The sequence below is a fragment of the Pseudoalteromonas sp. OF5H-5 genome (genome assembly GCF_021530695.1).
Classification (GTDB): Bacteria; Pseudomonadota; Gammaproteobacteria; order Enterobacterales; family Alteromonadaceae; genus Pseudoalteromonas.
On the sequence record NZ_JAKGBF010000017.1, the window covers coordinates 60,478 to 80,546 of the forward strand.

17 protein-coding genes are annotated in these 20,069 nt (G+C 44.1%); 10 read left to right on the forward strand and 7 right to left on the reverse strand.

Going from position 1 to position 20,069, the window contains the following annotated elements; genetic code table 11:
- Positions 1–118: 118 nt before the first annotated feature.
- Entirely contained in the window at positions 119–1,675 is a 1,557-nt protein-coding gene (locus L1271_RS20390; RefSeq protein WP_235368673.1) for an AbgT family transporter, read from the reverse strand.
- A gap of 186 nt (positions 1,676–1,861) precedes the next feature.
- On the opposite strand from L1271_RS20390, the gene L1271_RS20395 reads away from it, so the two are divergent.
- Positions 1,862–2,725 (forward strand): HDOD domain-containing protein, encoded by an 864-nt coding sequence (locus tag L1271_RS20395; protein WP_235368674.1) that lies wholly within the window; start codon positions 1,862–1,864, stop codon positions 2,723–2,725.
- A 115-nt stretch (positions 2,726–2,840) separates the two neighbouring features.
- Complete coding sequence (locus L1271_RS20400; RefSeq protein WP_235368675.1) at positions 2,841–4,073, forward strand: NRAMP family divalent metal transporter; 1,233 nt, start codon at positions 2,841–2,843, stop codon at positions 4,071–4,073.
- A gap of 69 nt (positions 4,074–4,142) precedes the next feature.
- Here the strand turns inward: L1271_RS20400 and L1271_RS20405 are convergent, their stop codons facing one another.
- From L1271_RS20405 to fadI, 6 genes are all read right to left on the reverse strand, one after another.
- Entirely contained in the window at positions 4,143–4,418 is a 276-nt protein-coding gene (locus L1271_RS20405) for a YfcL family protein (RefSeq protein WP_010377735.1), read from the reverse strand.
- Positions 4,419–4,431: 13 nt separating this feature from the next.
- A complete protein-coding gene (locus L1271_RS20410) occupies positions 4,432–5,553 on the reverse strand; it encodes an ATP-NAD kinase family protein (protein WP_174169369.1) in 1,122 nt (373 codons plus the stop codon).
- The gene (locus L1271_RS20415; protein WP_045990526.1) at positions 5,543–6,109 is read right to left on the reverse strand and encodes an elongation factor P hydroxylase; all 567 of its coding nucleotides are present in this window, start codon (positions 6,107–6,109) and stop codon (positions 5,543–5,545) included. The genes L1271_RS20410 and L1271_RS20415 overlap by 11 nt, the downstream gene beginning before the upstream one ends.
- A gap of 76 nt (positions 6,110–6,185) precedes the next feature.
- Positions 6,186–7,718, reverse strand: a complete 1,533-nt coding sequence (locus tag L1271_RS20420) for a sensor domain-containing diguanylate cyclase (RefSeq protein ID WP_235368676.1) — start codon at positions 7,716–7,718, stop codon at positions 6,186–6,188.
- A 204-nt stretch (positions 7,719–7,922) separates the two neighbouring features.
- The gene (gene fadJ / locus L1271_RS20425) at positions 7,923–10,025 is read right to left on the reverse strand and encodes a fatty acid oxidation complex subunit alpha FadJ (RefSeq protein WP_235368677.1); all 2,103 of its coding nucleotides are present in this window, start codon (positions 10,023–10,025) and stop codon (positions 7,923–7,925) included.
- The gene (gene fadI / locus L1271_RS20430) at positions 10,025–11,335 is read right to left on the reverse strand and encodes an acetyl-CoA C-acyltransferase FadI (protein ID WP_010605222.1); all 1,311 of its coding nucleotides are present in this window, start codon (positions 11,333–11,335) and stop codon (positions 10,025–10,027) included. The genes fadJ and fadI overlap by 1 nt, the downstream gene beginning before the upstream one ends.
- A 268-nt stretch (positions 11,336–11,603) precedes the next feature.
- Here fadI and L1271_RS20435 point away from each other — a divergent pair, with 268 nt between their 5' ends.
- The 8 genes from L1271_RS20435 to L1271_RS20470 all read left to right on the forward strand — a co-directional run bounded on the left by L1271_RS20435 (position 11,604) and on the right by L1271_RS20470 (position 19,929).
- Positions 11,604–12,560, forward strand: coding sequence for an AAA family ATPase (locus L1271_RS20435; RefSeq protein WP_010377722.1), 957 nt, complete (start codon positions 11,604–11,606; stop codon positions 12,558–12,560).
- 4 nt (positions 12,561–12,564) lie between these two features.
- Entirely contained in the window at positions 12,565–13,518 is a 954-nt protein-coding gene (locus tag L1271_RS20440) for a DUF58 domain-containing protein (RefSeq protein ID WP_010605221.1), read from the forward strand.
- Positions 13,519–13,950, forward strand: a complete 432-nt coding sequence (locus tag L1271_RS20445) for a DUF4381 domain-containing protein (RefSeq protein WP_102057909.1) — start codon at positions 13,519–13,521, stop codon at positions 13,948–13,950.
- On the forward strand, positions 13,943–14,926 hold the full coding sequence (locus tag L1271_RS20450) for a vWA domain-containing protein (protein ID WP_235368678.1): 984 nt from the start codon (positions 13,943–13,945) through the stop codon (positions 14,924–14,926). Before L1271_RS20445 ends, L1271_RS20450 begins: the two co-directional genes overlap by 8 nt.
- A 4-nt stretch (positions 14,927–14,930) precedes the next feature.
- The gene (locus L1271_RS20455; protein WP_102057907.1) at positions 14,931–16,913 is read left to right on the forward strand and encodes a vWA domain-containing protein; all 1,983 of its coding nucleotides are present in this window, start codon (positions 14,931–14,933) and stop codon (positions 16,911–16,913) included.
- A complete protein-coding gene (locus L1271_RS20460) occupies positions 16,907–18,538 on the forward strand; it encodes a BatD family protein (protein WP_102057906.1) in 1,632 nt (543 codons plus the stop codon). The genes L1271_RS20455 and L1271_RS20460 overlap by 7 nt, the downstream gene beginning before the upstream one ends.
- A gap of 156 nt (positions 18,539–18,694) precedes the next feature.
- Positions 18,695–19,210 (forward strand): sigma-70 family RNA polymerase sigma factor, encoded by a 516-nt coding sequence (locus tag L1271_RS20465; RefSeq protein WP_010605216.1) that lies wholly within the window; start codon positions 18,695–18,697, stop codon positions 19,208–19,210.
- Entirely contained in the window at positions 19,210–19,929 is a 720-nt protein-coding gene (locus L1271_RS20470; protein WP_102057905.1) for a DUF3379 family protein, read from the forward strand. The genes L1271_RS20465 and L1271_RS20470 overlap by 1 nt, the downstream gene beginning before the upstream one ends.
- Positions 19,930–20,069: the final 140 nt, after the last annotated feature.

Sequence of the window (20,069 nt, forward strand, 5' to 3'; positions counted from 1 at the left end):
TCAAATTGATTGGAGAATTAATTCAATTGGTATAAGGCCGCGTAAGGCGCAGAACAAATAGCAGTATATAAAAAGCGCTGTCACTTTACTGAACAGCGCTTTTTTACTTAACCTAAAATTACATACCAGCAGGGTATGTATAACTTGCTTGTAGACCTAGCGGAATACCAAGCATCCAATAGATCAATAAGAAGATGCTCCAACCAATCAAAAAGGCAATTGAGTAAGGCAACATCATCGCTATCAAAGTGCCTATCCCGGTCGACTTAACGTATTTCTGGCAGTAAACCACAACCAACGGGAAGTAAGGCATAAGCGGCGTGATTATATTTGAGCCGGAATCACCAACACGATAAGCCGCTTGTGTTAAATCTGGTGAAATACCCAATTGCATTAACATCGGAACAAAAATCGGCCCCAACAACGCCCACTTCGCAGAGCTTGACCCTACAAATAGGTTTACAAATGCGGTGAGGAAGATAATACCAACCACGGTAACATAGCTTGGAAGCGCCAATGCCTTTAATATTTGGGCCCCTTCAATAGCAAGCAGTGCGCCCAAATTTGAATGGCTGAAGGCACTGATAAAAAGTGCACAGAAAAACGCCATAACAATATAGTAAGACATGCTATTCATGGCTTTAGTCATGGCATCAATCATGTCTTTTGAAGTTTTGAACGTACCAACAACGAAACCGTATACCGCACCTGGGATCCAAAACAGAAGGAAAATAAGTGGCACAATTGATTGCATTAACGGTGCACTAAAATCAGTTAAAGCACCCGACGGACTGCGTAGTGCTGAATCTTCACCGCTTGATGCATAAACCAATAACGCGATACCTGCTAACATCACCATAGACGCCACCACAAAGCCCTTCTTTTCTTTGCTTGTGATCTCATCAAACGAAGGCAAACTATCGGTATCGCCGTCAATTTCAGTCGCTTTTAGTCTTGGCTCTATGATTTTATCGGTGATATACCAACCTAATAAAATAATGAATAAACTCGATGCTGAAGTGAAAAACCAGTTATTTAGCGGGTTAATCGCGATTTCTGGATCGATGATCTGCGCTGCACTTTGGGTAAAGCTTTGTAGCAACGGATCGATACCAGAAGGAATAAAGTTCGCGCTAAATCCGCCGCTTACACCAGCAAATGCCGCAGCAATACCCGCAAGAGGATGTCTTCCCATCGCATAGAAAATAACACCAGCAAGCGGAATAACTAACACGTATCCAGCGTCTGTCGCCGTGTGGCTTACAATTGCGATAAGAATAATAGAAGGAGTTAGTAGTGCTTGAGGCGTGCTTTTAAGCATGATTTTAAGGCCAGTATTAATATAGCCAGAATGTTCAGCAACACCCACACCTAGCATAGCAACTAGCACCACGCCTAATGGCGCAAATCCCGTGAAGGTTTTTACCATCGTTGCCATAAATCCGGCAAGCGCATTTGGGTCTAATAAATTGTGAACGACAATCGCCTGATTGGTTCTTGGATCAATAGCGCTAAATTCTACGCCTGAAAATAACCAAGATAGCAGCCAAATCAGCAACATTGCTGATAAGAAAATGATTGCAGGATCAGGGAGTTTATTCCCCACCCGCTCAATCCCGTTTAAAAAACGGGTGATCGCAGAGTTTTGCGAGTTCGCTTGTTGTGTTTCGTGCATACCATTGCCCTAAGAAAAAAATTGCTTAACCATAACTTAATATTTACATGTTAAGCAAGAAAACGTGCCTATTGACGAGACACTTTGCCGAATTAGTAGCCGACTTGGTATTTTTTTGTCTCAAGTCAGTGTTCAATAAAGAATTTACGCTATGCTTTTTATATGTCTGAAATTAAGGATTTTTAGATGATAGATCTAGACGACAAAGTGTTAGCTGACGTCAAACATGGTTTCAATTTACCACCTAAACCTGCGCTGATAAGCGAATTGCAAGCAGCACTTGCTACAGCAGATCCAGATCTGAACGACATCGCTTCTATCATCGCTCATGATGTCAGCACCTCAGCCGCGGTGCTAAAAATCATCAACTCGCCCCTATACGGCTTGGCAAGAACGGTCACTGATGTAAAACAGGCTGTCGTCTTTCTAGGTCTAGACTCTATTAGTACGCTTGTGACCGGCTTTTTGCTCAAACAAACCTTTGACCAACGTAAATGTTGTATCAGTTTGGAGCGGTTTTGGGATAACGCTTCAGACATCGCGGATAGTATCATGGTGATTGGTAATAAACTTAAATCGCGTGTTCCTATCGAAAACTTGCACTTACTAGGCTTATTTCACGACGCAGGGATTGCCGCTATGGCAGTAAATTACCCCGATTATATGGAAACGCTCATTGCCGCTAACAAAGATTATGACAAGCTGTTAGTCGAACACGAAGAAGAAAAGTACGAGACCAATCACGCTATTATCGGCTACTTCCTCGCGGCTTCCTGGAACTTGCCACAAAGTATTTGTCAGATGATTTTATGCCATCATGACCCCGAGTTTTTGGGAAACTGTAAAGATGAAGAACAGAAATTAGCTTTCTCTGCTCTAAAAATGGCGGAAAATTTTGTACATATCAATAAACGTTTTGTTGCAGCGCCTGATTGGCACTTAATGAAAGCGGATGTATTGAAGGTTTTAAATTTAGATGAAGATGATTATCAGGACATCAAAGAAGACCTAGATGAATACTTCTTAGAGCAGGATGGGGTAAGCAACTAGTTATCTCACACTCAACACCGCCTGTGAAATGCGACTCAACGACACTGTTGCGGCAATTCTTAAAACTTCGTAGACTGGCAGCAAAATTAAAATAAAAAAACTTAAGGAATTTACATTGCCAGCGCTGCTATCTCTTAAAGGCAAATTTGCCATCTTTGGGCCTGGAATATTAATGGCAACTGCTGCTATCGGTGGTTCACATCTCGTTTCATCAACTCAGGCTGGAGCACTATTTGGTAGTCAATTGATCTGGTTAATAGTTGCTGTTAATTTGCTCAAATATCCCTTTTTTAAATATGCAGTCGAGTACACAAGCCACTCTAAGCATAGTGTCGTCGAAGGTTATCACGCACATTACCGCTTCGGATTTAAGGTTTTTGTGCTACTCAATATTTTCGCAGCCGTTGTAAATACCGCGGGTGTGCTATTACTTACCGCAAGTCTCTTGAGCTACTCGCTGCCATTTCCAATAAATATTGAATTGTTAAGCTTTATACTTTTGACTAGTTGCTTGGCAATCTTACTGGTTGGACACTACAAAATACTCGATGTAACAAGCAAATGGGTGATGATAATTTTGACAATTTCCACTGTCATAGCACTTGCCATTGCGGCTAATAATGGACCGGCCCATCCAGCCCCCATTGATCCGATATCCCCGTACGACATCGCGTTACTGGGCTTTTTAGTTGCCTTAATGGGTTGGATGCCCGCACCAATCGAGATTTCAGCCATTAATTCCTCTTGGCTAAAGACGAAGATGGCTAAACAATCACTAACAAGTGGCCAGATCTTACTGGATTTCAAGGTGGGATATTTTGTTACGCTGGGTCTTGCGGTCGTGTTTTGTTTACTCGGTATGCTAATGCAATACGGTCAAGATAAGCCTGTGGAACTCGCTGGTGTTGCGTTCTCACAGCAGCTCATTGATATGTATGCCAATACAATCGGCGAATGGGCCAGATGGCTAATTGCTGGCGTCGCATTTTTGTGTATGTTTGGAACAACGATCACAGTGTTAGATGGCTACTCCCGAGTGCTTAGTGAATCACTTCAGCTGTTACGACCGAACACAACGAAAAAGAGTTACACGCTCATTCTATTGCTACAAGCAACGCTTGGTATGGCCGTAGTGCTGTTTTTTAAAGCCGACTTAAAGAGCATGCTAATGTTTGCCATGAGCTCAGCGTTTGTCACTACTCCTATCTTTGCTTGGATGAATTTAGGATTAGTGAAAGGTGAGATCTATCGCAGTCAACCAATGTACACCAAGATTTTGACGGGACTGGGGCTGATTTATTTAGTGGGCTTTGCACTGTTATTCATCTATTGGCGATTTTTGATGTAAAGCCAAGCGAGGCGGAGTAGCAGATGCAAATTAGACTTCTAGCATCTGCTACTCTCAGGTGAGGTGCGGTTATTTTAGATTTTGCACCTGCTCCCAGATAGAAACCACGTGCGCTTTATCATCGTCATTTAACTCTCCATTTCGGTATGCTTTTACCAAGCTGCTTTCAACTTTGGCATTTAGCTCATCAATCGAAAGATCTGCTTCCTCTACTTGTGCATAGCCTACCGCTAAGTCAAAGTGACCGCGTAAATAGCCACCAGCAAATAATTCATCATCGCTCGCTCTATCAACAAGCTCATCAAAAAACTGCTGCGCTTTCTCTACATATTCTACTAAAGACATAGTTATTCCTAAATTATTCTTGATGGCCTATGGCGTACATTACATGGTCATTGAACCCAGTGATCACTTTAATAAATCCAGCTAAGGACTCATCAAGTTGTTCGTCACCGGTATCAGCAATTAAAGGACGACCATTTAAGGCCTTTAATTTCGATTTTGTGGCGATAAGGATAATATTATCTTTGCCGATTTTTTTGATGAGGTTAGGACTTAGCTGCTGATTACCGCGGCCAAAAATATGTCCTTGCCCACCAATTAATGTGATCACTAGCTTTGTTTTGTTATCAGCAAGCGACAACAATTGCTGCGCAGTTTGATCTTGGGCGATCAGCGCTTGGTCCCTTACAACATCAACACCTAGAAGTGTATTATCAAGTCCCATCTCTTCCATCACTGCTGCAACGGTAGAACCAGACCCCATAATGTAGGTTTCATCTTCTTCCATTTCGGCAACCACGTAGGCAGCGATATCGGCTAACACTAATTCATCGCTTTCTTTACCACCGTTTTTCACCGCTTGTACATATCTCAGCTCGGTCGGCACTTGCATTTCACCAAATCGCTTAGCGCGCACAGTCCCTTCACGAAATGCTGCTTCATCGATGTCCATCACATCGGCTTCGCCAATGGAGACAAGCTCTCCGGTAACCAAAAGTTCAACGACTCTACCTGCTGCTTTTGGCGTTATCGCGTATACGCCGCTATGAATTTTGCACCCAGCAGGGATCCCAAGTACAGGACATGAATCACCCACCGCGTGGCAAATGTTGCGGGCAGTACCATCGCCACCAGCAAACAAAATCAAATCGACACCGTGCTGTTGCATCATTTGCGCTGCGGTCTCGGTATCTTCAGGACGAGTTGCCGTACTTTGAGTTTGATAAATCACTTGGGTGTTAAAACCCAGCTCTTTTGCCGTACGCTCCCCCATCTCACCATTAACAGTGTATATTTCGATATTTTGTTGATGTGAAAGCAGTTGTGTTAAAGCCGTTTTTGCTCGCTGATTAGCGCGAGGCTCTGCACCTAACGCCAAAGCTTGTTGAGCTGTTTCTGCGCCATCGCTACCTTTTAGTGCAACGCTCCCACCAAGTCCAGCTAAAGGATTGATGATAAGTCCAAGCTTAAATTGCATCGTCAAACTCCATGCTTAGCTCTGTCGGGATATCCCAGTTAAATTGCTGCTGGCGTAAAGGCCAAGGTGTATTATAAAAATTGCTTAATGCGTTGAGTAGCTGAGTTGTTCTGGTATTAAATCCGCTTTCTAATAAAGCTAACACTTGCTGATGCACCCGTTGTTGAAAGCTGAAACGGCAAGTTTGTTCACCGTTGAGGTTATCAACGGAAACATTAAATGAAAAACCAGCTGCGACGCTTAACGCCCACTCAATCGCTTGTGGTTTCACTTCCACTTTTTCAAATTCGAGCTGCTGCGCTTTATCTCGTCCATCGGGACAATACCAGTAGCCGTAATCTTCGAGTTGACGACGCGCTTCACCCGCAACAAGCCAGTGCGCAACTTCATGCAAAGCACTAGCATAAAAGCCATGAGCAAAAATAATGCGGTGATGAGGGTATGATTCATTTGCAGGTAGATAGATGGGCTCGTCGTCGCCCACTACCAGCTCCGTGTTGAGCGTGTGCAGGAATAACCCATTAAAAACAGCAATGAGGTCTTCTATTTTATGCATCAACATCCGCCACAAGTCTAAACTGGGCGCAAATTGTAAAGTTTTTAGCGGCTAAAGTAAAAGATCTCGTTTTAGACTATGCCTTTTTGTCCAACGAGCTCCGTGGCGCGATATAAAGCGAAGCACGATCTCGACCTGACTTTTTCGACTCATAGAGGGCTAAATCAGCTTCTTCAAAACATCGTTTGTGATTAAAGCTTTCGCCAATAAGCTCGTACCCCGCGACGCCAATGCTAAATGTCAGTCCAAAACTGGTGAAACGGGTAAATTCATGCACCAGTCGTTGTGCAAAATTAAGCGCGGCATCCGGTCTAGTTTCAGGGCAGATAATCACAAATTCATCACCGCCCCATCGTCCAATATGGTCGCTTGGGCGTGCTTGCTCTCTTAGAAACTGCCCAACTTCCTTCAATGCATTATCACCATCTTGGTGTCCTGCGGTATCATTTAATTGTTTAAAATGATCAACGTCGATTACCAGTAGCGATAGCGCTCGATGATAACGTATGGCCCGCTGCACTTCTTCTTTCAGCAGCGCTTCAATCTTTCTGCGATTCATAACCTGAGTTAAGAAATCCAGTTCAGCTCGGTTCTTCAATTCTTGTTCTTGACGTAAATCTCGGATCACCGCAATGAAAACATCATTTTTAGAGACGGACACCGTGGATAACGCGATATCCACCGGGATCTCCACACCTGATTGATGTCGCCCTACAATTTTAAGGCCATCATGCGTCACTCTGCGCATCGTAGAGGTACCTTGGAACTTTTCTCTGTCCGCGACGTGTTTACCGGTATACCGTTCTGGGATGAGGTCTTCAACCTTCATACCTAGTAGTTCTTGAGGTTGATAACCAAACAAGTCAGTGCACGCCTTATTGACTTCTTTAAGCCTACCGTCTTTGTCACAATATAAAATGGCATCAGGAGTAGAATTGAATAACTTTCGTTTCTCGTTGATAAGTTTAACCACAAAAATGAGCGTGAAGATGTTTAAGCAGGCAAACAACAAGACTATTGGTAGTAACAACAATACACCGGTGTTACTCAACTCTTGGGTTTGAGCAAGCTTTACAGATTGATTTTGCTTTGCAAGCTCAAATTTTTCTCCAATCAACTTACGCAAATAGTTAAATGCAACTTCTGCGTCAGTGTCATCTACTCTCACTAAGCGGTCCACCACTTCAGAGCTCAACCTACCTGATGTAAATTTTGACTTAGCAAGCGCAAGCATTTGTGTATATTCATCAAAGGTGTGTTGAATAACGGCTAATGCCTTTGTCTCTTGACTGCTTAGCGCCGTACTTTGCAATTTTAAGATGGTCGCTTTGGTGGCTTCAACATCAGCTAAAGCCTGTTCGTAATAAATCTCGTCTTGACGTAGTACATAATTTTTGAAGTGATGAATAAAGCCGTTATAACCAAAACTACGCTCTAGCTCAGCTAGCAGCTCGGCACGTTTAATTGCAACTTCAGTTTCTGATTGCCATGACTGATGAAATGAGGAAATGGAGTGGTTTAACAAAGTGGACCAATAAAATAGACCACCACTCACCAAAATAGTAAATATAACTAAGCCACTGATCTGCAAAAAAATACGTTTATTCATATACTCTGCTGTCCAAATTCAGCAAATCCTAGAGTGCAGTAAGCAAAAGAAGAAATTAGAGGCCGTCTAGGTGCTGTAGAATCCATGTCGATGGTACAAAAGTTACATACCATTACAGCTACTAAGTCTAGACCAGAGAACGAAAAAAGCCGCATTACAGCGGCTTACAGATAGGATATTTTCAATTAAGATAAATTGGTATCGTTACTCGTAATAAGCTTTGCCTTCTTCGGCCATTGCGAGTAGCGGCTCCGCAGGTGTAAATACAGGGTTGTCAGCAGCGTATGTTGATAGCTCTGAACACACCTTATTGGCGCCTTTTTTGTCCATATAACTAAATGGGCCGCCCAAGAATGGTGGGAAACCAATGCCAAAAATAGCACCGATATCACCATCTCTTGCATTACGAATAATACCTTCATCAAGACAGCGAGCAGCCTCATTGAGCATCTGTGCAACGCAGCGGTTCGCAATTTCTTGTTTATTCAATTTAGGAGAAGGCGTGACACCGAGTAACTCATAAACTGACTCGTCCACTTGCTTGCCTTTTTTACCTTCATAGGTGTAGAAACCACGACCAGATTTGCGACCAAGACGTTTGCTATCTATCATACGTGCAAAAGCATCCGGCGCCTTAAAGCGAGCACCTAATTCTTTTTCTAGGATTGGCGCAATCTTAGAGCCAATGTCTACACCTACTTCATCAAGAAGCGCAAGAGGACCAACAGGGAAACCAAACTCAACCAAGGCTTGATCGATTTTCTCTATCGGCTCACCGGCAAGCAAAAGATTTGCCGCTTCGTTGACATAAGGAGCCAGAATACGGTTTACGTAAAAACCAGCTTTGTCTTTTACTACGATTGGGGTTTTCCCCTGCTTGCGAGCAAACGCCACAGTGCGCGCAATAACCTCATCACTGGTGGTATCGTGCGGAATGATCTCCACCAGCGGCATTTTTTCTACTGGCGAGAAATAATGCAAACCAATTACGTTTTCAGGACGCGTTGCTTTTGCCGCGATTTGGCCGATTGGTAATGATGACGTATTACTTGCAAATATCGTACTCTCACTGCATTCGCGTTCAATATCCGCTACCATCGACTGTTTCAGGTCTAAGTCTTCAAATACAGCTTCAATCACCATGTCTGTGTGTTTAAAACCAGAGTAATCTGTTGTCCCCGTGATCATATTCAAAGTTGACTGCATCTCTGCCTTTGAAATAATACGGCGCTTTTGGCGTTGAGTTAGGATCTTATAGCTGTAATTTAATGCGTTGCTAATGCCTTGATGCGCAACATCTTTAATACGTACTGGTGTGCCTGCTTTAACCGCACTAACATGGGTAATACCCGCCCCCATTAAACCACCGCCTAGCACTGCAACACGCTGCACAGGAGCAAGATCTTCACCTTGGAAATCCTTTTTCATTTCCGTTGTCGCAAAGAAAATCCCACGTAGCGAGCGGGATACTTCAGACATCACTAAATCAGCGAAACCCTCGGCTTCGGTTTTGTAACCTTTAAGCTTGTCCAGCTCTACAGATGCACGTACCGCTTTGATGATAGCGAGCGGCGCTGGATAGTGACCACCCGTTTTCTTCTCAACATTTTCTTGTGCTTTTTTGAAAATGATATTGCGTCCGAACGGGTTAGACTCTAGCAATTGGCTAATTTTGTCTAAATTCGGTTTGCGAGGCTTAGGCTTACCTTTTCTGGCAAGCTTCACCGCTACGTCGAGTAAAATACTGTGCGGCACGGAATCGTCAACTAGGCCCGCTCTTTTCGCTTGCTTAGGTCGAACTTGTTTACCAGTTAGCATCCATTCAAGTGCTTTTTGAATACCAACTAATTTTGGTAGACGCTGTGTACCGCCACCACCTGGCAATAGACCAAGCTGTACTTCAGGAAGACCCAGTTTAGTCTTGCTGTCTTCGGTACAAACACGGTAATCACAAGCCAGCGCAAACTCCAAGCCGCCCCCCAGTGCTACACCGTGGATCGCGGCAACGGTTGGGAATGGTAAATCAGCCAATTTAAAAAAGGTTTTATGACACATTTCCGAAATCGCGAGCGCATCATCACGGGTTTTCGCGCTGTCTAACATTTTAATGTCTGCACCCGCTATAAAGTTATCGTCTTTACCACTGATAAAAACCATACCCGTTACGTCGTCTTGCTTACTCTTTGCGATGATCTCTAATAATTCATCAGCAAATGTATCACGTAGGGTGTTCATTTTTTCGCCCGGTACGTCGATTGTAACGATGGCGACTTTATGGTCGTTTAATTCATAAGAAAATACTGACATTATGCGCTCTCCAATACGAATGCGGCTCCAAGACCACCTGCAGCACAGGCAGTTGTCAATGCAAGACCACCGCCGCGGCGTTTAAGCTCATGTAAGCTTTGCGTGATCAAGCGTGCACCGGTTGCTGCGAATGGGTGACCATATGCAAGTGAACCACCAAGCACGTTAAACTTATCCATGTCGATTTCGCCAATTGCTTTACTGCGACCAAGTTTTTCTTGCGCGAATTTGTCTGAGCCAAACATTTTCATATTGGACAGCGCTTGCGCTGCGAAAGCTTCATGCATTTCTATCAGGTCAAGATCAGCAAGGGTAATACCCGCTCGGTCAAGTGCTACAGGCGTTGAATGTGCAGGACCCATCAACATATCTTCGTGTACGCCGATTGCAGAGAAGGCGAAACTACGCACATAACCTAAGATATCGTAGCCAAGCGCTTTTGCTTTGCTTTCGCTCATCATTAATACTGCCGCTGCACCATCGGTCAGTGGCGTTGCATTTGCTGCAGTTACTGAGCCGTGCTGTCTGTCAAATACAGGCTTTAACTTAGCGTAGCTTTCCAATGAGGAGTTTTCACGGATGTTATTATCTTTATCAATAAAGCTTTTGTATGGCTCAACATGGGCAGCCATCACTTCATTGTTTAATAAGCCTTCTGACCATGCTTTTGCAGCTAAGGTATGTGAACGGTGCGCCATCGCATCTTGATCTGCACGGCTGATCCCGTGAGTCTTAGCCATTTGCTCAGCGGTTTGCCCCATTGATAAGCCAGTTGAATATTCCGCAACTGCCGGTGGCACTGGCAGTAAGTCTTTGAGTCTTAGCTTTGAGAAAATCTGTAAACGCTGTTTAAGCGTACGTGCTTTGTTCAAGTCAACAAGGCTACCGGCAAGCTTTTTGCTCACGCCAATCGGTAACACTGATGAAGAATCCGCACCACCAGCAACACCGACACTCACTTGGCCTGAAATAATACTCTCTGCAACGTTAGCAATCGCTTGGAAACTGGTTGCGCATGCACGTGATACAGAGTAAGCGTCAACCGAAACTGGCATGCCAGTGCCAAGCACGATTTCACGCGCAATGTTTGGTGCTTCCGGCATTTGTACAACTTGACCGAATACCAGTTGGTCGATTTCTTTACGATCGAAGTTCAAACGCTCAAGCATTTCGTTGACGACGATTTTGCCTAAATCTAGGGCTGGAACGTGGTGAAAAGCGGTAGCTTGCTTTGCGAATGGCGTACGCAGGCCGCTCACGATAGCGATTCGGTCGCCTTTTGATGTTTTTAGTATGTTTTGTTCAGACATGAATTTTGCTCTCCCGCTGACAGGTCTGACCTGTTAATTTCCTCCGATTCTAAACAACCAAATCGAAGTTGCCAATAGCAAAGCACGAAATGGCTGCTTTTTAAACCGTGAAAACCAACTTTAGATGCTTTTTCAAGCAATCTCAAAGTATTTGAAATTGTTATTTAAAATTTATGAACTTTTCTAAAATTATGGGTCTAATCAACTTGATTATTCATTCAGCGTCCATATAACTATTTTTATTTTTGTCGGCTTAAAAGGCAGTCTCATGGCAGTAAACGAGTTTTCTCAACTAAAAGAATATTTAGACACCCAAATTTTAGGACAAAGTGCACTGACCGAATCCTTGCTTATCGCGCTTTTAGCAGATGGTCATTTATTGGTTGAAGGCCCCCCAGGTCTAGCTAAGACCCGCGCAGTAAATGCGCTAGCTAAAGGCATTGAAGGGAGCTTCCAACGCGTCCAATTTACCCCTGACTTATTGCCTTCTGATGTAACTGGTACAGATATCTATCGCCAACAAACCAATGAATTTGTATTTGAGAAAGGCCCGCTTTTTCATCATTTGATTTTGGCTGACGAAATCAACCGAGCGCCAGCCAAAGTGCAATCAGCGCTACTAGAAGCAATGGCCGAGCGCCAAATAACCGTTGGCAAAACAACGTATCCGTTACCTGAGCTGTTTATGGTAATGGCAACGCAAAACCCGCTTGAACAAGAAGGTACATACCCGCTACCTGAAGCACAGCTTGACCGCTTTTTACTCCATCTGAATATCGATTATCCGGATGCAGAAACCGAGGTCGATATTTTGCGCCTCACTCGTGGCGAGGCGTTGGAGGAGTACCAAGCGACCTTCACACCGATCAGTCAAGCAACCCTATTTGAGGCCCGTAAAACCGTACTAAGCATGCACCTTGCTGAGCCTCTGGAGCAATATCTTGTACAATTAATTATTGCGACCAGACAGCCACAACGCTTTGATGCAACGCTTGCAAGCTGGATTGATTATGGTGCGAGCCCTCGAGCTACAATTGCGCTTGATAAATGTTCTCGTGCTCATGCTTGGCTACAAGGCAGAGATTTTGTCACACCAGAAGATATTCAAGCTGTGGTGCATAACGTGCTACGCCACCGTATCGTGCTGAGTTATGAAGCACAGGCCGATGGGATCACCAAAGATCAGGTGATCAGTAAGATTTTAGAATTGGTTGCTGTTCCATAATACTATGAACGACATCAAGCAGTTTAACTCGGCCAGCTGGTTTAATGAAAGCCACAGTAATGGTGTCGAACTCAGCCTGAAAGAGCTACTTTTTTATAAGTCCAAAGCGCATTTACTTTCGCTCAAACCGAGAGGAAAAGTGAAAAGTGCTCAATCAGGTCAATACCTTGCACCGCATAAAGGTCGAGGTATGGAGTTCGCTGAAGTCAGACAATACCAATATGGTGATGATATTCGTGCAATTGACTGGCGAGTTACCGCACGTACCGGTGAAGCACACACGAAACTCTTTCAAGAAGAGAAAGAGCGACCCGTTTTTGTATTTTGTGACTTTTCCTCAAGCATGCTATTTGGTTCAAAGCTGTTACTTAAGTCAGTACTTGCTGCGCACTTAGGCATTTTAGTGTCTTGGGCTGCATGCCAACGCGGCGACCGTGTTGGTGGGGTGGTATTTAATGACAGCAATCACCACGAGCTAAAGCCGATTGCTCGCGACCGTGGAGTGCTTGCGCTAGCTCATCAGTTCTGTGCCCTACACGAACAAGCATTAATTCAAAAAGAGACTCACCCCTCGGGGGATCGTTTCAATGAGAATTTAAAACGACTTGTGCATCTAGCCAAACCTGGCAGCCTGATTTATCTCATTTCGGACTTTACGGAGTTGAATGATGAAAGCTTTAAATTGCTAGAGCGAGCCACTCGCCATAACGAAGTCATTGGTTGTATGGTAAGCGATCCTTTTGAGCATCATCTGCCTGAATATAGTCAAGCGATTGAGGTCTCAGCTGGAGAACAAAACTGGACATTGCCCTTGATGGACAAGCAATTTAGAGACAAATTCTCGCAAAATGCGTCTGACTTTTTCAATCGAAGATTAGCGCTACTTAAGCGTTCTGGTATGTCGTTACAAAAGTACGACGCGTCATTACCAATCGAATTACAAATCATGAGGGGTTAAATGCAAGTCAATCCACTCGACCAGCTTAATGATGTGGTCATCCCTCAAAGCGTGAGCTGGTGGCCACTTTCTTATCCAATGTGGGGAGCCATTTGTGTTCTACTCACAATATTTGGGGCTACGTGTTGGCTATTATATCGTCGCCAGCAATTTTTAAAGGCAAAAAAGGAAGCCGTAAAACTGAGTCATTCGCAGGATAATGCCCAAGCATTACACACCATACTCAAACGTTTAGTAAAACATTATTACGGTGATACCGCTGCGAGTAGATCGGGCCAAGCATGGTTAACGCTGCAAGCAAGACTCACACGTGTTGAACTCACTCAGCAAGAGCTCGACTCGTTATATGCTCCGACTCAAGACCCCGCACTCAGCGATAAACTATGTCGTGCGATTAATACCTTCAAAGTGAAGGAGCGTCTCGATGTTTGAGTTTAGTTGGCCCCTTGCCTTTTTATTGTTACCTCTGCCTTGGCTAATTGCGAAGTTTAAACCGAGTATCGCGCAGACCAACATTAATATTCGTATGCCAAGTGCCGCAAAGTTACAACTCGCGAGCACAAATCAACTCAATAAGCGCGCAAAAGTAAGCCTAGTGGAAACACTCGTCTGGCTACTACTGGTAACCGCAGCGACAAACCCGACTTGGCTTGACGACCCAATCGTTGTGCCAAACGAGGGACGCGATATTATGCTTGCCGTTGACTTATCGGCTTCAATGACAGAGCAAGATATGGAATACCAAGGTCGCTTAGTGGACAGATTGTCTGTCGTCAAAGCCGTTGTTAGCGACTTTATCGAAGCGCGCCAAGGAGATCGTCTAGGACTTATTCTTTTTGGTGACACCGCGTTTTTGCAAACGCCACTCACCCGAGATTTAGCGACGGTTAGCCAAATGCTTAGTGAGGCACAAATTGGTTTAGTTGGACGCGCCACAGCGATTGGCGATGCTATTGGTTTGTCGGTAAAACGTTTTGGCGAACGTGAACAAAGTAACAAAATCTTGATTTTGCTGACCGATGGTCAAAACACCGCGGGCAACCTTCAACCAGAAGAAGCACTGATCTTAGCCCGAGAAGAAGGCATAAAGATTTATACTGTTGGCGTTGGCTCTGATGGCAGACGCGGTTTTGGTTTATTTGGTTTTAACTCTATGGCTGGTAGTAGTATCGACGAGAAAACGTTGCAACATATCGCCAAAGAAACTGGTGGGCAATATTTTCGCGCAAAAGACGTGGAAGGCCTACAACAGATCTACGCTATGCTCGATGAGCTAGAGCCAATAAGTGATGAAACACAGACTTTCCGTCCTAAGATTTCACTGTTTTATATTCCTCTCCTCGCGATACTCGGCTTGCTTTTTGTGGCTCAGCTAAGTCTCGTATTAAGAACAAAATTAAGAGGGTAAATATATGGAATTTGAATTTATTCGCCCACATCTGCTTTGGTTACTTATTCCTTGGGTGATATACAGTGCACTGCAATGGTCTAAAAAGTCCAATCAAAAATCAGCGCAACTTATCGCACCGCACCTGATGAAGGTGGTGATGGGATCCAGTGGTCAAAAACACCAAAAACAAAGTAACTCTTGGCTTAGTATTGTGTTCTTTTTGTTGGCCATTATTGCGGTTGCGGGACCAAGTATTGAAAAACAAGAAGTACCAGTATTTAAAACTCAAGCACCTAGAGTGTTAGTGCTCGATATGTCTTATTCTATGTACTCAACCGATCTCGCGCCAAACCGCTTAACACAAGCGAGATTTAAAACTTTAGATATGCTCAAGCTTTTTAAAGAAGGCGAGACGGGTTTAGTTGCCTATGCAGGTGATGCATTTACCGTGTCGCCACTCACAACGGACGTCACCACACTTGAGAATTTGATCCCGAGCCTTCGTCCAGAGATCATGCCCTCAAAAGGCTCAAACGTGTATGCAGGCATCGAAGAAGCAGTTAGCTTGTTAACAGGTGCAAGTGCAACCTATGGTGACATTATTTTGGTAACCGATGGACTTGAGCAAAAAGACGCTGAAGATGTGCAAAGCCTCCTTTCTGACAGCCCATTTAAGCTAAGTATCTATGCCTTAGGCACGGCGCAAGGCGCCCCCATCAAATTACCTGAAGGCGGCTTTTTAAAAGACCAATATGGTCAAATAGTCGTGCCAAAACTATTCCCTACTCGACTCGAAAAACTCGCTAGAGTAAAGGGTGGAAAGTTTGCCAGCTACACAACTGACAGTAGCGATATAGATACATTCGAACCTAATTTGGATGCAAATACATCTGTGGTAAAACGGGACAGAGAAAATGCTAAGTGGCGAGTAGATGCTGGAATATATCTGCTGGTTGCACTTATCCCACTCGCACTACTACTGCTTAGAAATCATGCTGTTATGCTCAGTACTTTGATTGTTTTTGCCATGTTGCCAAAGCAAAAAGCGCTGGCGAATGAATGGACACAGTGGTTTAAAAATAGCGACCAAAACGCACTGCAGGCCTACCAAAATGAAGCGTTTGATGAGGCAGCCCTTGCCGATAATTCGGTACTAAAAGGCGCAGCCCTTTATAAAGCCGGAGATTACGAAGGAGCGGTAAAAACACTCGAACAAACAAGCTCAGCAGAAGGCCAATACAATTTAGGCAATGCACTAGCACGGCTTGGTAAGTTAGACGACGCGATTTCTGCCTACGAAAAAGCCTTATCCTTAGATCCTGAGTTTACGCAAGCGAAGGATAATAAAGCGCTAGTCGAAGCGTTAAAGGATCAACAAGGTCAGCAAAACCAACAAGGTCAGCAAAACCAACAAGGTCAGCAAGACCAACAAGGTCAGCAAGACCAACAAGGTCAGCAAGACCAACAAGGTCAGCAAAACCAACAAGGTCAGCAAGACCAACAAAGTCAGCAAGACCAACAAGGTCAGCAAGACCAACAAAGTCAGCAAGACCAACAAGGTCAGCAAAACCAACAAGGTCAGCAAGACCAACAAAGTCAGCAAGACCAACAAGGTCAGCAAGACCAACAAAGTCAGCAAGACCAACAGAATTCACAAGCAGGAAGTGAATCAGAACAAAATAACAACGAGCCAGAGCTAGATGCTGCCCGCCAAGACCAGCAAGCAGCCGAGGAACAAACTCAAGAGCAAAAACAACAGCAAGCGCAAGCCGCACCTACGCCCGATCCCGAACAATCACCGCAGGATGAAGAAAAGGCACAGGCAGCAATGATGCAAGATAGTCGGCCACTTACCCCTGAAGAAATTGAGAAAGCGCAACAGCTTAATCAACTGCTTAGAAAAGTACCTGATGATCCAGCCATATTATTGAGAAATAAAATGCAATTAGAAGCACAACAACGTAAACAAAGACGTCTGCCAAGGGGAGCTGAAAAATCATGGTAAAACGCATTATACTTTTTCTGTCTTTGTTGATATTAAGCCAGACATCGTTGGCTTTGGATAATCTCACAGCAAGCGTAGACAAAAACCCGGTACTGACAGGCGAATATTTCACGTTGTCGATTATCGCTGAGGGTAAGGTCAAAGGCACCATTCCGGATGTTTCAGCGCTTAGTAATGATTTTGTCACCAGCCCTGTAAATACTAGCTCTAGAACCAGTATTATTAATGGCAGCGTTTCAAGTTCCACTACCTGGCAGATGCAGCTCGTTGCGCGCACTCCGGGTACTTACACCATTCCTGCGCTAGAGGTAGATGGTGAAACGACCCAGCCGATCGAAATCAAAGTTGTCGCTCGTGATGATGAACAACAAAGCAACGATATATTCGTAAAAACCGAACTCAAGACAAAAAACCTATATGTTCAACAGGCTGCGCTCTATACCCTTAAACTATATGTAGGAAAGGAGTTACTAGATGGCCAACTAAGTGCTCCAGTTTCAGACGGTGCTAACTTCACACAATTGGGCAAAGGCCATGAAGAATATGAAGTTATAGATGGCCGACGTTTCATGGTGCTCACCCGAGAATACATGATCCAACCGCAAAAGAGTGGCAATTTCACTATTGAACCACCTATCTTCAACGGGCAGATCAGAGATGGCTATCGTAGAATGGCAACTTCTGCGGTTGGCAATACCATCGATTTTTCAGTGTCCCCTATCCCAGCCAACGCTGCTGACAACTGGTTACCAAGTGAGTATTTAAATTTTTCTGAAGAGTGGCAGCCCAAAGACGCTGAATTTACCGTTGGAACGCCTATTACGCGAACATTAACACTCACTGCAGTAGGTGTTACTAAAGAGCAGCTTCCTGACATTCAGCTTGAAGACGTTAATGGATTTAGAATTTATCCAGACGCGTCAGAGCGCAAGCAAATTACCCGAGATGGGAAAGTCATCTCACAGTTAACCATTTCATTTGCTTACCTACCGCAACTTGCAGGTGATTTTACTCTGCCCGAAGTAAAACTCCCCTGGTTTAATACCATCACTAAACGTGAAGAGTTTGCGACGTTACCAAGTAAGTCTATCAGCGTGATTCTCGATCCAAACCAGCCTACTTTACCACAGACAGCTCCAATCCAGCAGCCGCTTTCAAGCCCAAGCGTAAACCCATCACCTGCTACGCAAACCAACGTGGTCACAGAACAAATTATCCCGCTGTGGATGTGGGGACTCGCCGCTTTCGGATACGCATTATGGCTAATAACATTACTAATATGGCGTCTAAGAACAAAACCGACCGCAAGCCCCATAGTAAATACGGTCACTGATGAAAATTCAGCACCTTTTATTTCGTTTGAAAAAGCGGTTAAGCAAGATAACCCAGCGGGCTTTTATCAAGCGCTACTGCACTACATCAAACAACAAAATATCACCATGGCACAATGGCTAGCACTTCAACCCAGCTCATTGCAAGCACAAGTACAAACGCTGCAAAGCTCGTTGTATGGAGGCAATAGAGAAAAAGTAGACTTGTCTCAACTATATGGTGAAGTTAAAACCAGTGTTAAAAGCACTGTTCACACAAATAAAAGCCAAAGTTTAGGTAATCTATACCAATAAGCGCCTCAGGGCGCTTTTTTATTGCAAGACGAATTAGATTTGTTAGTAAATAATTAACAGATCAATTATGCTTGGTGTGAGATACACTCCCAGAATCAACTAAAATAAAATGAGTTTTTGTTGAAATAAACCTGCAAAAAGATAGGTCTCATAGATATGGCCAGTAAACAACATCACTACGAGTCACTGGTTCGGATGTACCACAAAGAGCTATATAAGTTCGCTTATTGGTTGTCTGGCGATCCGACAATAGCAGAAGACTTAGTACAAGAAACTTTTTTGCGGGCTTGGCGCGCACTCGATTCATTACAAGATGAGAATGCAGCAAAGCCTTGGTTATTAACTATTTTAAGACGAGAGAATGCACGTCGTTTTGAGCGTAAGCAATTTGACTATGCGGAGGTTGAACAAGATACGCTGGTCGACGATACCAGTTCGGCTTTGGATGATGCAATGGAGCAAACCGTTGTACAACGACAAATAGCCAACTTAGCACCAGAATATCGTGAACCACTGCTTCTGCAAGTGGTGATGGGATGTTCTGGGGATGAAATCGCCGATATACTTGAGCTGAATAAAAACACGGTGATGACAAGATTATACCGTGCTCGAAACCAGCTGAAAGACGCTTTAACGACTGAATATGAACCAATAAAGGGGGCATCAAACTAATGGATGAACTCGAATTTCGACGCCGCCTCGTTGCTGATCCTCATGATGAAGAGGTCAAAAAACAGGCCGAACAGCAACCTGAGTTGCAAGTGCTGGTCGAAGAAATGCAAGCTTTCGACGATTTCTTGGGTAAATCACTCGATATTGATGTGCCAGAGGGGTTGGCTGACAAGATAATTGCAAAACAAAAGAAGCTTGAAACGGAAGAACAAAAAGTGGTGAAAGCGTCTTGGTTTAGACGCGCTACCGCACCATTTGCGATTGCCGCCAGTGTATTTTTTGCCGCCGTGGTCTTTTACTTTGGCGGTTTTGGACACCCTGTCGATACCGGTGAACATGCGCTTGCTCATGTGTATTACGAAGAAAATGCACTGCAGAAGCAAGAAACAGTGTCACTGCAAACCGTGAATGAGAAGCTCGCGATGTTTGGGGGTAAGTTCGACAACTTGCCGGGTAAAGTGGTTTACGCGACATTTTGTAATTTTAAAGGTCAAAAAAGCCTTCACTTGGTTATGCAATCCGAATTTGGTCCACTCACGGTTTTTGTCGTGCCAGCAGGTCAACAAAGTACGATTGACGGCAAAGATAGTTTTGGTGATAGCCGCTTTGAGGGCTTAATTGCCCATGATGGTAAAGCCAACACTATACTGGTGGCAAACCGAGGTGCGCCAATTGAAACCTTCCAATCAGAAGTGACAAGCTCACTACGCTGGTTATAATGCTACCGCCCCACTCTTTGGGGCGGTGTCTCAATATCCTTACTAAACCTCTCAAAATACAAATTTAATTGAGGTACATACCTATTTAAATAGCCATGTTAGTTCTTTACAATGGCGACAGTTATTTTGGTATATAGGAA

What these genes read in the sequence shown, in the direction of transcription:
- L1271_RS20390 (WP_235368673.1), bottom strand. Translation starts at nt 1,675, where the DNA reads ATGCACGAAACACAACAAGCGAACTCGCAAAACTCTGCGATCACCCGT.
- L1271_RS20395 (WP_235368674.1), top strand. Translation starts at nt 1,862, where the DNA reads ATGATAGATCTAGACGACAAAGTGTTAGCTGACGTCAAACATGGTTTC.
- L1271_RS20405 (WP_010377735.1), bottom strand. Translation starts at nt 4,418, where the DNA reads ATGTCTTTAGTAGAATATGTAGAGAAAGCGCAGCAGTTTTTTGATGAG.
- L1271_RS20410 (WP_174169369.1), bottom strand. Translation starts at nt 5,553, where the DNA reads ATGCAATTTAAGCTTGGACTTATCATCAATCCTTTAGCTGGACTTGGT.
- L1271_RS20415 (WP_045990526.1), bottom strand. Translation starts at nt 6,109, where the DNA reads ATGCATAAAATAGAAGACCTCATTGCTGTTTTTAATGGGTTATTCCTG.
- L1271_RS20420 (WP_235368676.1), bottom strand. Translation starts at nt 7,718, where the DNA reads ATGAATAAACGTATTTTTTTGCAGATCAGTGGCTTAGTTATATTTACT.
- fadJ (WP_235368677.1), bottom strand. Translation starts at nt 10,025, where the DNA reads ATGTCAGTATTTTCTTATGAATTAAACGACCATAAAGTCGCCATCGTT.
- fadI (WP_010605222.1), bottom strand. Translation starts at nt 11,335, where the DNA reads ATGTCTGAACAAAACATACTAAAAACATCAAAAGGCGACCGAATCGCT.
- L1271_RS20435 (WP_010377722.1), top strand. Translation starts at nt 11,604, where the DNA reads ATGGCAGTAAACGAGTTTTCTCAACTAAAAGAATATTTAGACACCCAA.
- L1271_RS20440 (WP_010605221.1), top strand. Translation starts at nt 12,565, where the DNA reads ATGAACGACATCAAGCAGTTTAACTCGGCCAGCTGGTTTAATGAAAGC.
- L1271_RS20445 (WP_102057909.1), top strand. Translation starts at nt 13,519, where the DNA reads ATGCAAGTCAATCCACTCGACCAGCTTAATGATGTGGTCATCCCTCAA.
- L1271_RS20450 (WP_235368678.1), top strand. Translation starts at nt 13,943, where the DNA reads ATGTTTGAGTTTAGTTGGCCCCTTGCCTTTTTATTGTTACCTCTGCCT.
- L1271_RS20455 (WP_102057907.1), top strand. Translation starts at nt 14,931, where the DNA reads ATGGAATTTGAATTTATTCGCCCACATCTGCTTTGGTTACTTATTCCT.
- L1271_RS20460 (WP_102057906.1), top strand. Translation starts at nt 16,907, where the DNA reads ATGGTAAAACGCATTATACTTTTTCTGTCTTTGTTGATATTAAGCCAG.
- L1271_RS20465 (WP_010605216.1), top strand. Translation starts at nt 18,695, where the DNA reads ATGGCCAGTAAACAACATCACTACGAGTCACTGGTTCGGATGTACCAC.
- L1271_RS20470 (WP_102057905.1), top strand. Translation starts at nt 19,210, where the DNA reads ATGGATGAACTCGAATTTCGACGCCGCCTCGTTGCTGATCCTCATGAT.